This is a genomic window from Candidatus Merdisoma sp. JLR.KK006, assembly GCF_036941035.1.
GTDB lineage: Bacteria > Bacillota > Clostridia > Lachnospirales > Lachnospiraceae > Laedolimicola.
The window spans coordinates 323,511-341,130 of the sequence record NZ_JAYMNS010000001.1 but is presented as its reverse complement, the minus strand read 5'-3'; the positions used below and the strand labels follow the sequence as shown (position 1 = coordinate 341,130).

Genomic DNA, 17,620 nt, shown 5'->3' with positions numbered 1-17,620 from the left:
CTTTAGAGGTGAAGGAAATGAATCTGGATCATGTATTTAAAAAGACAAATAAAAGAGTTTCCCCTGACGAAAGCAAAAAGCCCCAGGTACCGGAAGGGCTTCTGTGCAAATGCAGCAAGTGCGGCGGAACGCTTCTTGTGGAGGATATGCGGCAGAATTATTACGTATGCCCCAAATGCAAGGGCTATTTTCGAGTTAAGGCCTACGAACGCATCCGCCGCCTTGCCGACGAGGGAACCTTTCGGGAATGGGATAAGGAGCTCATAGGCAGCAATCCCATGAACTTTGAGGGATATGAGGAAAAGCTTGCGGTCACAAGGCTAAAGTCACGGCTGAATGAAGCGGTAGTTACAGGAAAATGCCGGATAGACGGCTGTGAAGCAGTCCTGGGAGTGATGGATGGCCGTTTTCTTATGGCAAGCATGGGAGAAGCGGTAGGAGAGAAGATTACAAGAGCCGTGGAGCGGGCCACGAAGGAGAGGCTTCCGGTGATCTTATTTACCTGTTCCGGCGGCGCAAGGATGCAGGAGGGAATCACCTCTCTGATGCAGATGGCAAAGACCTCCGCCGCCCTGAAACGGCACAGCAATGCCGGACTTTTATATATCAGTGTACTGACGGATCCCACCACCGGCGGAGTGACAGCAAGCTTTGCTATGGAGGGGGATATCATTCTGGCGGAACCGGGAGCGCTGATTGGCTTTGCGGGTCCCAGAGTCATTGAACAGACTATACGGCAGAAGCTTCCGAAGGGCTTTCAGAGATCGGAATTTCTTCTGGAGCATGGATTTGTGGACCGGATTGTGGAGCGCCGTGAGCTTAAAAATGTTTTAGGAGATATTTTACGGATACATGACCAAGATTTATTCAGGACGGGCGGTACGGCAAACCGTTCTTTGAAAGAGCACGGGAAGGACGGCGCTGTGCAAAAAGAAAAGGGAAAGGACAGCGCCGTACCGGAAGAGCGAAAGATACGCTATCAAAGAATCGGCGTCTGGGATCGGGTGCTGCGTTCCAGAGATAAGAACAGGCCGGTGGGAAGCGATTACATTGAGGAATTATTTGAGAGCTTTTATGAATTTCATGGAGATCGGCTTTTTGGGGACGATATAGCGGTTATGGCCGGCATTGCTTATTTTCAGGGGAGGCCGGTGACGGTGATTGCCCAGGAAAAAGGGAAAAACACAAAAGATCATGTGGCCCACCATTTCGGCATGTGTTCGCCGGAAGGCTATCGGAAAGCCCTTCGGCTGATGAAGCAGGCAGAGAAATTCGGCAGACCCATTATCTGCCTTGTAGATACGCCGGGCGCATTCTGCGGTTTGGAAGCGGAGGAACGGGGTCAGGGAGAAGCCATTGCCCGAAATATCTACGAGATGTCAGACCTTAAGGTGCCTGTTCTGACGATGATTATCGGAGAGGGCGGAAGCGGCGGAGCTTTGGCCCTGGCAACATCCAATGAGGTGTGGATGCTGGAGAATTCCATTTATTCCATTTTGTCGCCGGAGGGCTTTGCAAGCATTCTCTGGAAAGACAGCAAGCGGGCAAAGCAGGCGGCGGAGGTGATGAAGCTTACGGCAAGGGATCTGAAAAAAGCCGGCGTGGTAGAGCAGGTATTCCCGGAGCCGGAGAAATTCTCAAAAGAAAACCTCCATCAGGTAACAGAGCCTATGAAGAGGAAGGTTCAGAAATTTCTGGATACCTATGGAAAGCTTACAGGGGAAGAACTGAGCAGTCACCGATATGAACGCTTCCGCAGAATGTAAGAAGAAACATATCCTGTTTTTTTCAGCAGGAGTATAGAGTATGGGTTCTATTGAAAGAATAGGGAGAAAAATATGGCAGCAAGGTCTTTAAGAATCGGAGATTTAACCCTGAGAAAACCTATTTTTCAGGGGGGAATGGGAATCGGCATCAGCTTGTCCGGGCTGGCGGGAGCCGTGGCACGGGAAGGCGGTGCAGGCACCATCTCTGCGGCTCAGATTGGATTTATGGAGAAGGATTTTGAAGAAAATCCCTTAAAAGCCAATCTGCGGGCCATGGAACAGGAGCTAAAGAAGGCCAGAGAGGTCGCTTCGGGTGGCGTAGTTGGCTTCAATGTTATGGCAGCCATGAACCATTACAGAGAATATGTAAAGCAGGCGGCGAAAATCGGAGCTGATTTCATTGTATCCGGTGCAGGGCTTCCCGTAGATCTTCCCGATCTTGTGAAATCCTATTCCATAAAAATTGCCCCCATTGTTTCCACGGAAAAATCGGCTCAGGTAATCCTCCGGTACTGGGCAAAAAAGTTCAACCGGATTCCTGATTTTCTGGTAATAGAGGGACCAAGGGCAGGGGGACATTTGGGCTTTACCAGGGAACAGCTGGAAGAATTTTCTCCGGAGATTTCCCGCAGCAGCCGTAGCGTGTCCCAATCCGGGAGAGATAAATCCCAGGGCGCTTTTGGGGCCTACGGGAAAGAGATAGAAAAGATTATAAGTAAGGTCCGGGAATACGAGGAACAGTTTGCAAAAAAGATTCCCATAGTTCTGGGCGGCGGCATCAGTGACAGGCAGCAGGCAGAGGCAGCTTTCGCTGTGGGAGCGGATGCCGTTCAAGCAGCAAGCAGATTTGTGGCTACCGAGGAATGTGATGCCCATGAGAATTATAAAAAAGCTTACATAGAGGCCAAGGAGGAAGATATTGTTCTGGTGAAAAGCCCTGTGGGAATGCCGGGACGTGCCATCCGCAATTCCTTTTTGGAGCGTATCAAAAAAGGAGAACGGATTCCGCCCGGGAAATGCCGTGGCTGTCTGAAAAAATGCAGGCCGGCAGAAATTCCCTACTGCATAACGGAAGCCCTAATCCATGCGGCAAAGGGAGAGACGGATAAGGGACTTCTGTTCTGCGGCGGGGATGCTTATAAAATTCGTAAAATAGAGACTGTGAAAAGCGTTATGGAGGAATTATTTGACTGAAATTCTTTCCTATTTAAAAAAACTATGTTACTATGAAAGTACCTTTTTTGCATAGAGGAAAACTAAGTTCAGGGATGCCCCATGCCCCAGGGATATATTATTCGGGAAAGGAGCAGCAGGATGGCGGATCTATTTTCCAAAAATTATAATAAAAGGACAAGATTTACCAGAGTGTGCATAGGCGAGGCTATATTTGCTCTTATGGATAAGAAGGAATACAAGGACATCCGCATATCGGATATTGTGAAAAGAGCCGGAGTATCCAGAATGACTTTTTATCATTATTATGAGACAAAGGAGGATGCTCTGGCGGATTTTTTTCATGAGATAGTTGCTGGCTACATACGGGAATGTATTTCCGAGAAGGAGAAAATCGGAAAATTCCACGATATAACCAGCATTGTTCATGCTCTCAAATATTTTGATCAATATGCCGGTTTTATCTTAAAACTGGTGGATGCAAAGCTCTATTATATTGTCATAGATGCAATGAATGCCTATATGAAAAATAGAATCCAGCCCCGCTACAAAATTCCTATCTATGAACTTTATTTCTATGGGGGAGCATTGCTGAACATTTTTATTATGTGGGAACAGGATGGCAAACAGGAATCAGCAGAAGAAATTGCCCGAATGGTTGCAAACAGCGTAGCCGATCCCGGGAAAGACGAAGTGAAAAACAAAATGTAAGTATACAAATGATTGATAACTTTATAAATTGATGTTATTCTAATCATAAAAGAAAGGGGTGCAGAGAATGAAGGTATTATGTTTTGGATCACTAAATATTGATTATACATATAAGGTAGATCATTTCGTAAAAAAGGGAGAGACAATTTCTTCCGATTTCCTTCAGGTCTTCAGCGGAGGAAAGGGATTGAATCAATCCATTGCACTGGCTAAGGCAGGGGTGGAAACCTGGCATGCAGGTTCTATCGGGGAAGACGGAAGGTTTCTGTTAAAGCAGATGGAGGAAGCAGGAGTTAATACGGAATGTGTGGCTGTTCTGGATGAGATAAGAAGCGGAAATGCGATTATCCAGAATGACAGGGAAGGGGATAACTGTATTCTTCTCTACGGCGGTGCAAACCAGGCCATTACAAGGGAGCAGGTTGATGCAGTTATGAGCCGCTGCCAGAAAGGTGATTTCATTGTGCTACAGAATGAGATCAATGAATTGGCCTATATTGTGGAGCAGGCTCATAAAAATGGCCTTAAGATTGTGCTTAACCCTTCGCCGATGAATGAGAAGATCCGGAAGCTGCCGCTGGAATATGTGGATTATTTTATGCTCAATGAGATTGAAGCAGGACAGATCCTGGGGCAGGATGTAAAAGAAGGCTTTGATAAAGAAAAGCTTGGCAGGGCGCTGATGGAATGTTTTCCAAAAGCAGTGATTGTATTGACTCTGGGCAAAGAGGGAGCAATGTATATGGATCAGAATGAAAGCTTTTTGCAGCCCTCCTACAAAGTGGAAGCTGTGGATACTACAGCGGCCGGGGATACTTTTACCGGATATTTTATCGGAGGAATTTTAAGAGGGCTTTCTGTGGGTAAAGCGATGGATATGGCATCCAGGGCTTCTGCCATAGCAGTAACCAGACAGGGTGCGTCTCCGTCTATTCCGGTATTGAGGGAAGTGGAAAATTTTCAATTTTCGTAAAGCAAGCAGTTATCTGTGAATAGAACTGAAAAATAAAGAGACAGAAGTGATTGGAGTTAAAGGGATATTGCGGAATTCATAATACTAGGAGGCAGACTTTATGGCAGTAAAGCTGGTAATTGATTCGTCATCAGACATTGGCAAGAAAGAAGCAGAAAAACTTGGGATCCATATGATTTCCATGTCAATTTTGTTCGGTGATAAGACCTATATGGATGGCGTGGATCTGTCCGGCAGGGATTTTTTTGAAAAATTGATTGAGAGCGATGAGCTTCCCACTACAAGCCAGATCAATATGTTTCAGTTTGAAGAATGTTTTTCGGAGCTTACGGCGGATGGCAGTGATGTGGTGGCTGTCACCTTATCTTCAAAGCTTTCCGGAACCTATGCAGGTGCCGTAGCGGCAGCAGGTTCTTTTCCAGGGAAGGTTTTTGTGGTAGACAGTTTAAATGCAAGCCTCGGAGAGCGGATTTTGATTCAGTATGCTGTTCGTCTGTTAAAAGACGGAGCTTCTGCAAAGGAGCTGGTGGAGAAGCTGGAGGATGCAAGACACAGGATTAAGCTTATGGCATTGCTCGGTACTTTGGAGTATCTTCAGAAGGGCGGAAGGATCTCGGCAGTTACCGCTATGTCAGGGGCAATTCTTCAGATAAAACCAGTAATTGCAATTATGGATGGAGAAGTGAAGATGATTGGAAAGGCTATGGGCTCTAAAAAGGGCAATAACCTTTTGATACAGTTGATTGAAAAATCCGGCGGCATAGATTTTCAGATGCCTTATGCTACGGCATACTCCGGAATGGATGACAGCCTGCTGCAGAAATATTTAAAGGACAGCGCAAGTCTCTGGGAAGATGAACTGGATCATATTCCGTCTTATTGTATTGGAAGCACCATTGGCACACATATAGGGCCAGGGGCCATTGCAGTAGCGTTTTTTGCAAAATAGAATTACAGGAATATATGAAAGCAAAGGTGAAACTCAACTATACAAATTGTTCTGTTTTTGGTATAATACATTTATCTTTTAATTTTTATCTTATGTAGTCCAGCTAAGAAATGTCAAGTGTTTTAAGAAATATTTTATGCTGGACGGTAAAGTCACAGGTGTGCCGAAGTGACTTTACCCTTTAGTACCGTTGCGTAGCAACTTAAGATAGGAGGTATGTAAATTATGAAAAGTAACCGTTTGACAAAGCTGATAGCAGTGCTGCTTATTTTTGTGTTTGTACTGTCAGGCTGCGGCAAAAAGGTTGAGGAACCAGAAAAAACAAAGCCGGAGCAGCCGGAGCAGGAGACTTTTGCAGGGGCAGAAGCAGAGTCAGAAGCAGAGTCAGAATCAACGGAGGAGGATGAGATTCCTCCAGAGCAGATGGATCTGATCAAGTATAATTACTATGTGGAACTGAACAATGATATTGTGGAAATTATGGATTCCATTAATTACTATTATGAGGTTGTGGACTATGCAGAAGAGTTTTCCCTGCTGCCGGATACGGGACTTACCTATGGTTATCGTGTCTACGGGAAGAATACAGATACATTGGAAGACTGTCTGATGCTTGCTGATATGGATCCGGATTATGGGGAGATGGACGAGCTGGTGAAAGAGATGGCGGACCCTCTTTGGGCTTTGATGGAGACTTTCTCTGATATCAGCAGCAGCCACGATTTTGCGGATAATCAATATCAGAAGGCAAAGGAGTATCATGCGATTATTTATGCCAATGCAGATGCATTTGCAGACCTTGGTTATGCATTCATGGATGCCATTGATGAAATGGGTACTGCCCGGATTGAAGAGGAAGAGCAGCAGATGAAGGAAGAGGGAAATCTTATCATCTACAATGCCAGCAGGGCAATTTCCATTGGAAGGGAAGTTTTAAATGTAGCTTATGATCAGGGCGTCAGTGATGAAAATCTTACGGATCTGGATCTTACGGAAATTCGGGAGTTATATGATGAACTGGTGGCAGTGGTAGCTGATTTTGATGCAGCTACAGCAGATAATGATCAGCTGATCAAAGAATCTCTGTCCAATTCTCGTCCCTTTGATGGTCTTTTGGATGGTCTGGTGTCAGCCCTTGAGTGGGTGATGAAGCAGACGGAGAGTGGACAGCTTCCGGATATGAGCGGTTCGGGTGCGCCGTTGGGATCTCTGGGGCATTTTTCGTATGTGCTTGGCCAGTGTATTGATCGGTATAATTCGGTGTTTGTAGATTAGTGGTAAATAAAATATCATAAATAGAGCTAGCGGGGAGATGTGGGTTTACAGCTCACATCTTCCCGCTAGTTTTCTATTATAAGTTTTATCCACATATTTCGATATCATGGAAAACTCCTGCATTTTCAAAGGAAAAGTTTGTGACTTTAAATCAATATTTATGCAAGATATAATAAAAGAAACACCGGATTACCGGAATATGGATTGGAACAAATGGGTGATGGCATGGCAAAATATCTTGTAGGGTGTGATATAGGAACCAGTGGAGCAAAAGCAGTGATTGCGGACGAGGAAGGAAGAATTTATGGAAGCTATTATGTAGAATACCCCTTATACTCTCCGAGGGCAGGCTGGTTTGAGCATAATCCCAATGACTATTGGGAAGTATTTAAAAAGAATATGCAGTCAATATTAAAGCAGTCCAGGGTAGATCCCAGCGAAATTGTTGGAGTCAGTGTGAGCGCATGTTCTCCCTGTTGCATTTTGGTGGATAGAGAGGGAAATCCATTAAAGAACAGTCCAATCTGGATGGATAGGCGTGCACAAAAGGAATGCGATTTTGTGCGAAACTATTATGATGATGATAAAATTTTTGAGATTTGTGCAAATCCGTTGGACCCGCACAGTGGGGCAATTAAGCTTCTGTGGGAGAAAAATAACAATCCAGAGCTATATAAAAAGGCTTATAAAATGTTGAATCCTGCTAATTTTATTACAATGAAGCTGACGGGAGAGTTTGTAACAGATTATTCGAATGCTTCTCTAATCGGAATCTTTTTTGATATTGTCAAAAGAGAATGGCGAACTGATATGATAGAACGGCTTGGAATAGATGCAGAAAAGCTAACACGTCTGGTACCCTGTCATGAAATTGCGGGAGAGGTAACAAAAAAGGCCAGTGAGGAATGCGGTCTGTGTCCAGGAACACTGGTTATGGCGGGGAGTGTGGATTGTAATGCGGCCTGGTTGGGAAACGGAGCTACACATCCGGAGGATGCGAGCTTTGTAATGGGGACGGCCGGAGCTTTGGGAGTTGTCCATAAGGAGCCTAGATTTACGAAAAGTCTAACCACTATTATACATACTGCCGATTCTCAAACCTTGTATACAACTTTAGCTGGCACCTCATCCTGTGGAGGTCTCCTTCGTTATCTGCGGGATACCTTCACAGAAAGAGAAAATGAAATATGCAACAGAGAAGGAAAGGATATTTATGATATTTTCTCAGAGGAAGCAGCATCGATTCCGGCTGGAGCAGAAGGACTGATTGTTCTTCCCTATCTTTCTGGAGAAAGAACTCCTCTTTGGAATCCCAATGCTAGGGGAATGGTATTTGGTCTATCTTTTTCCCATAAAAGGGGTCACTGGGTACGAGCGATGATGGAGGGAGCAATTTATGCAATATATCATTGTCTGAAGATCATGCAGGAAAACCATCTCCCTGTCAGCAATCCGATTTTAGTCAGTGAGGGCGGAGCAAAAAGCGAGCTGTGGCGTCAGATAGCCTCAGATATTCTGAATGTAGATTTGAATTATATGAAGGAAGCAAAAGGAGCGCCTATGGGGAATGTGATCAATGCGGGGGTAGGTGCAGGCGTTTTTGGAAGCTTTGATGTAGCAAAAACCTTTATCAAGGTGGATAAGACCCATCATCCAGTTCCAGAGCAGCATGCAATCTATGAAGAATATTATACTATCTATCGTAAACTTTATGAGGATATTAAGAGTAACTACGACATTTTATCGAGGATGAGGAATGGTTAGCCAAAAGGACTTAAAAATACTTGTGTTTCTATTTGAGCGTGCAAAAGAGCAAAAAGGCATTACCATAGAAGAGCTGGCAGCAACATTGGCAATCTCTAATCGAACTGTCCGCAATAACTTGGAACGAATTGATTATTATTTGAAGCTGAATCACCTGCCGCCTCTTAAGCGGGAACGAAAAAATGGCATTTTTCTAGATCTGGAGCCAGAGGATCTGGAAAAGTACAAAAAGCTTCTTTTGGAAATGAACACAGACAATTATGTACTTTCCAAAGAAGAAAGAATTATGTATATAAAGCTTCTGCTTTTTGATGCAGAGGAATATCTGACCTATGAGCAGCTTTCACAAGCCTTATTTGTAAGCAGAAAAACAGTGATAGATGATGTGCATGTTGTAAAAGAGGACTGTGAGGCCCGAGGGATAAAGCTTTTAGGAACAAAGCATGGTTTAAAATATGAGAGTACGGAGCTTGAGCTTAGGAGACTGTTGATTGACAGTCTCCTAGAGATGTTTACCCCATTGGAATTATGGGAGATTCTTCGTGATATTTATCCCAATAAAAGCATTATCATTGAAAAAATGTGGCGTAGAATTGCAGGAGAGAATGGAATTGGTGACTGTGAGGAAAAGCTAAGAGCAGCAGAGCAAAAAGGAAAGGCAGCGATTACAGATGCGCAATATTATGTGATAATCGTTTTGACGGTTCTATCTGGAAAGCGAAGGATGGAAGAAAGAGTAGCTAAGCCAGGAAATGACGGGCTTAAGGTACCCTGGTATCTCAAGGAATATTTTGAGAAAATGCGTAAAAGCAAGGTATTGGATTTTCGGGCAGAGGATGAAAATTATCTTCTTGCTGAGCTCCATCGAATCTTTAACCTGGAAAATATGGAAAAATCGGAGGAGCTGTCTCTGGCTTTGACGGATCATATTCTTCTCAAGGTAAGTGAAAAGACAAAAAAGTCCTATTATAATGATGAAGAGCTTCGTTCAAGTTTGCAAAAGCATTTGATCTCATTAATTGAAAACAGCTTTGTCTCCTATGATACGGATATGAAAAATATCCGAGCAATGATAGAGGAAAATCCCATACTGTACCAGTGCATTCGCCAGTGCTTGTCACAATTTTCGGAGGAGGAGCTGCACATGAATTCGGAGAGGGAAGACGCCTTGCTGATGCTTCACTTCCTTGCTGCTGACGAGCGCCGTTATATGCAAAACAGTGTGAATTACAGTACGATTATTGTGTGTAATAACGGGGTAGGAACCGCAAAGATTGTATCTGCACGTGTGAAGCAGTATTTTCCTCAAATCCGGATTATTACAACTACAGCAGTTCGAAGTGCAGGGAAAATAATCCATGAAGAGAGACCTGATTTTATTATTTCAACAGTTCCATTTGAATACTTGAATATTCCGGTTATCCTAGTCAATACACTTCCTACGGAGGAGGATATTAAAAAGATCCGCCTTTTTTTGGACAGCAATGGAAGGCTGAATCAAAAATTTATCGGAGATAGTGTTTACACAAGGGTGATGAAGGCAATCTCGGAAACCTGCGAGATTCGTGACAAAGAGCAACTGCAATTGAAGCTGTCAAGAATTTTCCCAGTGGAAGAGCCACAAGTAGAGCTTTTGGATGCTCTGACAGAGAAGGAGATTCAATTGGGGCTTGAGGTGGACGGCTTTGAGGATGCGATTCGCCAGGGAGCTAAACCATTGGTAGAACAAGGCTTTGTGACCCCTAAATATGTGGATTGTATGGTGCAAAACGTAAAAACTATGGGACCTTATATTGTGATTACAAAGGGAATTGCCCTGCCCCATGCCCTTTCTACAGATGGTGTTCTGCGTTCTTCTATCAGTCTGGCAACCTTGAAGGACAGTGTATCCTTTGGCCATAGGATGAATGATCCGGTAAAGCTCTTGATCTGTATTGCTACCATTGATAAAAAAGAGCATATGCGGGAAATGGTAAAGCTGATTCAGTTCATTAGTGACAAGGAACTAGTGAGAAAGGTAAATGAGGCGAAAGCTCCGGAGGAGATTCTTAAGCTTATACGGCAGATGCATGAATATATGCCTGTGAAGCATGAACAACAGTAGTTGCTATGGATACATGCATTTGTGACCGGAATTTGATTTAGTTCAGGTGTACTTCATAAGTAACTACGGAACCAAAATGGAGGAAAAACAGTGAAAATAGTTACCTTATGCGCTTGTGGCCTTGGAACCTGCTTTGCGCTAAAAATCAAGACGGAGGAGGCTTTGGAGCGTCTGGGAATGCTTTGTGAGGTACTGCCCTGTGACGTGAGCAGTGGCTTTATGGAGCAGGCAGAGCTTTATGTGATGCCCTATGGGTTGGACATGGAAGGACTTACAATCGCAGACAGCTCCGTGCTGGTGATTGAAGATGTTTTGGATGTAGATGAGATTGAAGAAAAGCTGTTTAATTGGCTGAAAAATGAAAAATGGAGTGGAAACGGATGTTGATGCAGTTTCAAAGAATACCATGGCTGCCGGCTTTTATAGCGGCAGCTTATTTATTGAAAAAGAAAAAGCCGATCAATGAGATCATAGAAAATATTATGAAAACCATAATTGGCTGGTATCTGATCCTCTTAGGAGCAGAGCTTTCCGCCTGGGCAATGGGACCTTTGTCAGAAAAGCTATTTCTTGTCTATGGGCTTAAGGGCGGGGTAATGAATACGGAAATCTTTGGCTCCTGGCTTTTACAGAGTGCTGGAAACATTGGCTTTTTAGCCTTTCTTACTGCTTTTTTTGTGAATCTTATGCTGGCGCGCATACGGAAAAAGGGATATCTATTTTTGACAGGGCATCATTTACTGTTTTTGAGCTTGATGAGCGTTTCGCTTTTTCATCAGCTAACGGATTTTAGGGAGGTTCCGGCTGCTCTTAGTGCGGGAGCTGTTACAGGAATCTATGCGTATTTAAGCGTATGGATAGGTGCTAAAAGCATGAAAAAGTTAAATCCGAAAACAGAGGCAGGTTTGGCTAATTCCACATCCGGTGCAGCTCTTTTGGGAGTTTGGATTGGTAAATGCTTTCAAGGGAAAGCAAAGGCTGCCTACGGAAAAAATGGGAAGAGTTCGGGGTACATTACCTCAATGGGAATTCTTACAGTTTTGGGACTTCAGATACTTTTATCACTGGCAGCAGGAGAAAATATTTTCGTGAAATGGAAAGAATGCCTAATGGAATCTTTTGCATACGGTACGGCACTCACTATGATTATTCAGGGACTTCGCATGCTTTTGGGAACCTTTATTCCCATGTTTTGGGATATGGGGAAGGCGGTCTTGCCACAGCTTGTAGTGGGACTTGATTCCACGGCAGTGATCACCTACTCCCCCGGAGCATGGAAAGCGGGCTTTTTGGCCTCTGGTATTTCGGGAGTATGTGTCTTGTGTGCCTTGATTTTTTTTAAAGTGCCTTTTATACCGCTTCCTGGATTTACAAGCCTTTATTTTGCGGGAGGTGTGGCAGGAGTTTTTGGAAATGCAGAGGGTGGAAAGGCAGGAGCGGTAGTCTCAGGAGCAGTAGCAGGGGCAGTGGTTGTTTTATTGATGAGCCTGTTTATGACCCTTCATGGGGGATATTATGAGGCTGGTGCGGCTTTTGGGGAGACTGGATATGGAAGCTTAGGCTTGCTACTCTCATTTATATTGAAGTTATTAAAATATTATATCTAGAGGTGGAGGAAAATAATGGTAGTTTATAAAGTGGAAATCAGAAATCATATTGGGCTTCATGCACATCCATCCTACTTACTGGCAGAAGAGGCAGAAAAGTTCAAATCAGATATTCAGATTCGTTATGGAGAAAAGCTTGCGGATGCAAAGAAGAGTATCTGTATTTTGGCATTAGGGGTAAATTCAGGAGAAAGCATTGAGGTATTGGTATCCGGTGAGGATGAAGAGGAAGCGGCAGAGGGGATGCTGGAGGTGTTCCGCCACATGGGTAATGCCTAGGGCAGCTTGTTGAATTGTGGGAAAAGTGTAAAAAGCTCCGAAATGCGGGGAGGTATTTGTTACTTTTTCGACAAATAAAGATATGCTACTATAATTTTGTCATTAAAATGATGAAAACAAAGATACAGAATGGGAACTTAAATGATGGAACTGAAATAGGAGAACGAGAATGGACAAGGAAACATGTGCTCTTGAAATGAAACATATTATAAAACGATTTTCTTCCTTTCTTGCAGTTAACGACGTTAATATACAGGTACATAAAGGTGAAGTGCATGCAATCTGTGGGGAAAATGGAGCAGGAAAGTCCACGTTGATGAAGGTATTGGCCGGAGAATATCCGGATTATGAGGGACAGATTTTCCTTCATGGAGAGGAAGTGAGGATTGATAGCCCCACTAAGGCAAGGCAGTGTGGAATTGCAATCATTCATCAGGAGTTGGGTTTGGCAAGACCTATTACAGTGGCAGAGAATATCATGTCTGGAGCTTTGCCAAAAAAGAAATGGATTTTTCTGGATAAGAAGAAATTGGAAGAGAACTCTATAAAATATTTAGAGATGGTAGGACTTAAGGATCTGAATCCAAATACATTAGTTTCGGCCTTGAGCCAGCATGAGGCACAGCTGGTGGAAATTGCAAAGGCTTTGTCCAATCATCCTGGCATTTTGATTATGGATGAGCCCACCTCCTCTTTATCCAGAGAAGAAAGCCGCCGTCTCTTTGCAATTATTCATGACCTTACTAAGCAGGGATTGGCAGTTCTATATATTTCTCATTTTATGAGCGAGGTCTTTGAAATTTCAGATTCTATAACCACTATGCGAGATGGAATGCATGTGGAGACCATAGATAAGACGAAGACAACACCAGAAGCGGTTATTCGCAATATGGTAGGCAAGGATATTCAAGATTTTTACGCAAAACGAAGGCTGGATGTGGGTGCCGTAGTTTTGGAAGCAAGGAAGCTGACCCGCTATGGATTTTTTAAGGATATTAGCTTTCAGGTTCATGAGGGAGAGATTCTTGGAATCTGCGGCCTTTCTGGTGCGGGAAGAAGCGAGCTTGCAAGGGCCTTGGTTGGAATTGACCAGTGGGATACGGGAGAGCTTTATTATGAGGGAAAAGCTTTAAAAAATCGAAGCTATACCCAGGCTATACGAAAAAATATTGCGTATCTGTCAGAGGATCGAAAGCTTGAGGGTTTAATGCTGAATCTTTCTATTGGTGAGAATATTGCAAGTGCAAGAAGTGTAAGTCAAAGCAAAAGCTTTTGGTGTCGAGAGGGACAGCAAAAGGAGAAGGTGGAGGAGTTGATGGAAGAGCTTCAGGTCAACCCCCGGAATGTAAATAAAATGGTTGGACAGTTGTCAGGTGGAAATCAACAGAAGGTACTTTTGGCAAAATGGCTTTTGACCAATCCCAAGCTGCTGATTTTAGACGAGCCTACCAGGGGTGTAGATGTTGGGGCAAAAAGTATGATTCACGAAGCTGTCAAACGACATGTAAGTCAAGGAAATGCAGCAATACTGATTTCTTCTGATTTGATGGAGGTTGGAGGGCTCTCAGATCGGGTATTGATCCTGTATCAGGGACGACAAAAGGGAATCATTGATAAAGAGCAGGACAACTGCTCCGAGGTTTCACTTCTAATGTTGGCAAATGGGGATGGGAAGGCTTATGAAGAAGAGTAACGGTTTCACATATCTTGAAAAATTTGGGACCTATATGATTGTTATTTTTTTGCTCATAGTAGGCTCCTTTGTATCAAAGAAATTTTTGAGTGCGGCGAATCTGTTGAATATCCTGGATGCGATTTCTTATCTGGGAATTCTGGCAAGCGGAATGGCTCTTGTAACCTACTGTGGTCAGAGTGTGGATTTGTCCGTACCATCCACCATTGCGGTAGCCAGCTTTGTATCAATTTTGACACTCAAATTTGGCATGATCCCAATGATTTTTTGCACACTGATAAGCGGAGCCTTGATTGGTCTGCTGAATGGCCTGGTTGTGGGAATCTTTCGGATTAATACAGTGGTATGGACTTTGGCTATGAGCTTTGTGTTCGCGGGTTTGATTCGTGTGATTTTTGGAAGTGCCAATATTTATCCTACGGAAGGAAATATACAGGTTTTTGAACAAATCTCCAGATATCGTGTGTTTGGTCAGGTACCATTAGGTGTTGTGATGATGCTTTTATTGATGACATTACTTCATATTCTGGTGTCCTACAGTCGGATTGGAAGGCAGTTTAAGATGGTAGGCTGTTCAGAGACTGTCGCTTGGTATAGTGGAATCCATGTGTCAGGAATTATTACTCTGGCTTTTGTGGGAAGCGGTCTTATGGCAGCCTTGACAGGATTGTTTATTGCATCTTTGTCCAAATCTGCCTGCTACAATTATGGAGTTGGATATGAATTTCGAGCTATCACTGCAGTCGTATTGAGCGGCATGGTTTTAGATGGCGGAAGAGGAAGCATAGCAGGTGTGTTCGGAGGTGTTTTGGCAATTGGCCTTTTGAACAACATTATGACCTTGATAGGCTTGAACAGCTTTTTGCAGGATGTGGTTACTGGTGTGGTTTTTATCGCAATTGTATGGCTGACGAATTATACAACGAAAAAATCGGAGGCGCTCAATGGTTAAAGATAGGAAAGAGATATGGGCAGCTCTGAATGCCCGAAGAATTTATCTGATATTTTTGCTGGTATTTGTAATTATGAGCATATTTGCACCTAGATTTTTCAATGCTTATAACATTAGTGCATTATTTGGAACAGCTATGCTGAATGGCATTGTAGTCATTGGCTTTACCATTGTTTTGATATGTGGACATTTGGACTTATCTACAGTGACGATCATTAATATGTCGGGAAACCTGGCTATCTATATGGTTGGTAAGGTGGGCAGTTTTGGAGTTGCGATTTTTACAGCAATCCTAGCGGGAGTTTTGATTGGAATCGTGAATGGCTTATTGGTAACAAAAGCGAAAATCAATTCCTTTATTGCAACTCTTGGAATGTCAACACTGCTTCAGGGACTAGTGAGCTATTCCAATAATGCAGCAACCCGCTCTATTACCAATTTTGCTATGACAGATTTCTTGGATCAAAAGCTGATACCAATTCTTCCAAACCGGGCGATTATAGCAATTCTGATTGTACTGTTGATGGAGGTATTTATGAATTGGACAACCATTGGAAAAAATTTTTACCTGGTAGGGGGAAACGTGGAGTCAGCTTGGTATGCAGGGCTCCATACGGACATATATTTGACATCAGCCTTTGCTCTGAATGGAGCCTTTGCAGCACTGGGAGGTGCCCTCTATGCTTGCTATCTGGCATCAGCTATGGCAGATATTGGAGCTATGGGGATTAGTCCCTTAAATATGCTGATTGCGGCATCCGTTTTGGGAGGTGCAAGCCTTACTGGAGGAAAGGGAGGTATCTTAAGCAGCTTCTTCGGAGTTTTGACGCTGACAGCTCTGTATAATGGCCTTACCTGCTTCAAGCTTGGATATGAAATGCAGATTTTTGTCAATGGTCTGGTGTTGATTTTGGTGGTTTTAATGGAGGCGGTCAGCATCTATCGAAAAAAGAAGCTTTTGGGCTCTAAATGTGATTTGTACTTATAAAGGTAATAATCTGGAGACAGATTTATTATAGAAACGAGTTTCGATAATACTCAAAAAAATTTAAGGGAGGTTTTATCAACATGAAAAAAAGATTTGTAAGCTTGCTGATGGCAGCGATGCTGGTGAGTGGACTGCTCGCTGGCTGTGGTTCAAAGGAAGCGCCGGCGGCGGACCCGGGAGTGACGGAGGAAGGCACAGAGACGCAAGCCCCAGAGCAGGCAGAGGAGCCAACAGGTGACAATCTGGAGGCAAGTAAAGCCATTGACTGGCAGTCAGCCAAGGACAATGCGGGAAATCCCCTGTTTATTGATACCTTTGTTCCGGAGGTTCCCACAAAACCGGAGAATCCTGACGCATTGGCTGAGACTGACGAGATGCATTGGTTTGATTTTGAATATCCATATGCCGAGATTCAGAAGATGGATCAACCGGTATCTCCCGCGGATGGTTGTATTGGAAAGAAAATTGTTCTTTTGAAAAATGGAGATCATCCCTATCACACAGCCTATATTAATGCCACAAAGCAGGCAGCAGAGCTGTTTGGGATGGAGGTTGATGTAATGTCAGCCAACTGGGATGTCAATATTCAGACCCAGCAGGTAGATCAGGCGATCAATGAACAACCGGATCTGATTATCTATAATCCGGTGGATCAGGAGACCTCCGTAACACATCTGCGAAAAATGTATGATGCGGGAATTCCGGTGATTGGTTCCAATGTTATGCCCAGCAATGAAGGCTTTCAGTACCTTTTAAGCTTTTGTGGACCAGCAGATTGGGATCAGAGTAAGCTGCTGGCTGAATATATGGCAGAGGAAGCCGGCTATCAGGGAGGGTATTGTGTCATCACCCATAACCCAGGCGGTTCTGCTTATTATGCACGTGCCTATGGTGTCATTACGGAGCTGGCAAAGATTGCGCCGGATATGAAATGCTTGGATATTCAGTCACCAGGAACCGATTCTGCTGAAAATGTAAAGCAGGTGGTATCTGACTGGATCACAAAATATGGCGATGAATTAAATGTTATCTTTACCTCTGAGACGACAGCACAGGCAACTGGCTCTATTGAGGCTTGTGAGACAGCAGGCCGCAGTGATATTCTTATTGGCGGTATTGACAATAGTGAAACTGCTTTGAATTATATTAAGGATGGAAGGCTGAAGTGTTCCACCAATCAGCCGCCTATGCAGGATGGCGCTCTTCCGGTGCTCCTTGCGGCAAAGTGGTTCAATGGAGAGGACTTGGATGATTATGTATTCATGGAGCCAGCAGTCATTCATAAAGATAATGTGGAAAGCTTCCTGCCTGCGCAGTGGTAGAACAAACAATACGGAACCAAAATAGAAGGATGAAAGAGGATGTCAGCGATACATGGCATCCTCT

General features: G+C 43.7%; 15 protein-coding genes. All 15 read left to right on the top strand.

Annotation, left to right across the window (positions count from 1 at the left end; all coding sequences use genetic code 11):
- Positions 1-17: 17 nt before the first annotated feature.
- The 15 genes from VSQ61_RS01560 to VSQ61_RS01490 all read left to right on the top strand — a co-directional run bounded on the left by VSQ61_RS01560 (position 18) and on the right by VSQ61_RS01490 (position 17,556).
- Positions 18-1,766 (top strand): acetyl-CoA carboxylase carboxyltransferase subunit alpha, encoded by a 1,749-nt coding sequence (locus VSQ61_RS01560; protein ID WP_334342672.1) that lies wholly within the window; start codon positions 18-20, stop codon positions 1,764-1,766.
- A gap of 72 nt (positions 1,767-1,838) precedes the next feature.
- Complete coding sequence (locus VSQ61_RS01555) at positions 1,839-2,960, top strand: NAD(P)H-dependent flavin oxidoreductase (RefSeq protein WP_334342671.1); 1,122 nt, start codon at positions 1,839-1,841, stop codon at positions 2,958-2,960.
- Positions 2,961-3,080: 120 nt separating this feature from the next.
- Complete coding sequence (locus VSQ61_RS01550) at positions 3,081-3,650, top strand: TetR/AcrR family transcriptional regulator (RefSeq protein WP_334342670.1); 570 nt, start codon at positions 3,081-3,083, stop codon at positions 3,648-3,650.
- Between the two features lie 67 nt (positions 3,651-3,717).
- Complete coding sequence (locus tag VSQ61_RS01545; protein WP_334342669.1) at positions 3,718-4,623, top strand: ribokinase; 906 nt, start codon at positions 3,718-3,720, stop codon at positions 4,621-4,623.
- 100 nt (positions 4,624-4,723) lie between these two features.
- The gene (locus VSQ61_RS01540; protein ID WP_334342668.1) at positions 4,724-5,572 is read left to right on the top strand and encodes a DegV family protein; all 849 of its coding nucleotides are present in this window, start codon (positions 4,724-4,726) and stop codon (positions 5,570-5,572) included.
- A 225-nt stretch (positions 5,573-5,797) separates the two neighbouring features.
- Positions 5,798-6,847, top strand: a complete 1,050-nt coding sequence (locus VSQ61_RS01535) for a DUF3829 domain-containing protein (RefSeq protein WP_334342667.1) — start codon at positions 5,798-5,800, stop codon at positions 6,845-6,847.
- Positions 6,848-7,072: 225 nt separating this feature from the next.
- On the top strand, positions 7,073-8,611 hold the full coding sequence (locus tag VSQ61_RS01530) for an FGGY-family carbohydrate kinase (protein ID WP_334342666.1): 1,539 nt from the start codon (positions 7,073-7,075) through the stop codon (positions 8,609-8,611).
- Positions 8,604-10,715, top strand: a complete 2,112-nt coding sequence (locus VSQ61_RS01525) for a BglG family transcription antiterminator (protein ID WP_334342665.1) — start codon at positions 8,604-8,606, stop codon at positions 10,713-10,715. The genes VSQ61_RS01530 and VSQ61_RS01525 overlap by 8 nt, the downstream gene beginning before the upstream one ends.
- 90 nt (positions 10,716-10,805) lie before the next feature.
- A complete protein-coding gene (locus VSQ61_RS01520) occupies positions 10,806-11,102 on the top strand; it encodes a PTS sugar transporter subunit IIB (RefSeq protein ID WP_334342664.1) in 297 nt (98 codons plus the stop codon).
- Positions 11,096-12,322, top strand: coding sequence for a PTS transporter subunit IIC (locus tag VSQ61_RS01515; protein WP_334342663.1), 1,227 nt, complete (start codon positions 11,096-11,098; stop codon positions 12,320-12,322). Before VSQ61_RS01520 ends, VSQ61_RS01515 begins: the two co-directional genes overlap by 7 nt.
- A 15-nt stretch (positions 12,323-12,337) precedes the next feature.
- A complete protein-coding gene (locus VSQ61_RS01510; RefSeq protein ID WP_334342662.1) occupies positions 12,338-12,601 on the top strand; it encodes an HPr family phosphocarrier protein in 264 nt (87 codons plus the stop codon).
- Positions 12,602-12,770: 169 nt separating this feature from the next.
- Positions 12,771-14,294: a sugar ABC transporter ATP-binding protein gene (locus tag VSQ61_RS01505; RefSeq protein WP_334342661.1), complete on the top strand. Its 1,524-nt coding sequence runs from the start codon at positions 12,771-12,773 to the stop codon at positions 14,292-14,294.
- A complete protein-coding gene (locus VSQ61_RS01500) occupies positions 14,281-15,246 on the top strand; it encodes an ABC transporter permease (RefSeq protein ID WP_334342660.1) in 966 nt (321 codons plus the stop codon). Before VSQ61_RS01505 ends, VSQ61_RS01500 begins: the two co-directional genes overlap by 14 nt.
- Positions 15,239-16,234, top strand: coding sequence for an ABC transporter permease (locus tag VSQ61_RS01495; protein WP_334342659.1), 996 nt, complete (start codon positions 15,239-15,241; stop codon positions 16,232-16,234). Before VSQ61_RS01500 ends, VSQ61_RS01495 begins: the two co-directional genes overlap by 8 nt.
- A gap of 80 nt (positions 16,235-16,314) precedes the next feature.
- Positions 16,315-17,556 (top strand): sugar ABC transporter substrate-binding protein, encoded by a 1,242-nt coding sequence (locus VSQ61_RS01490; protein ID WP_334342658.1) that lies wholly within the window; start codon positions 16,315-16,317, stop codon positions 17,554-17,556.
- Positions 17,557-17,620: the final 64 nt, after the last annotated feature.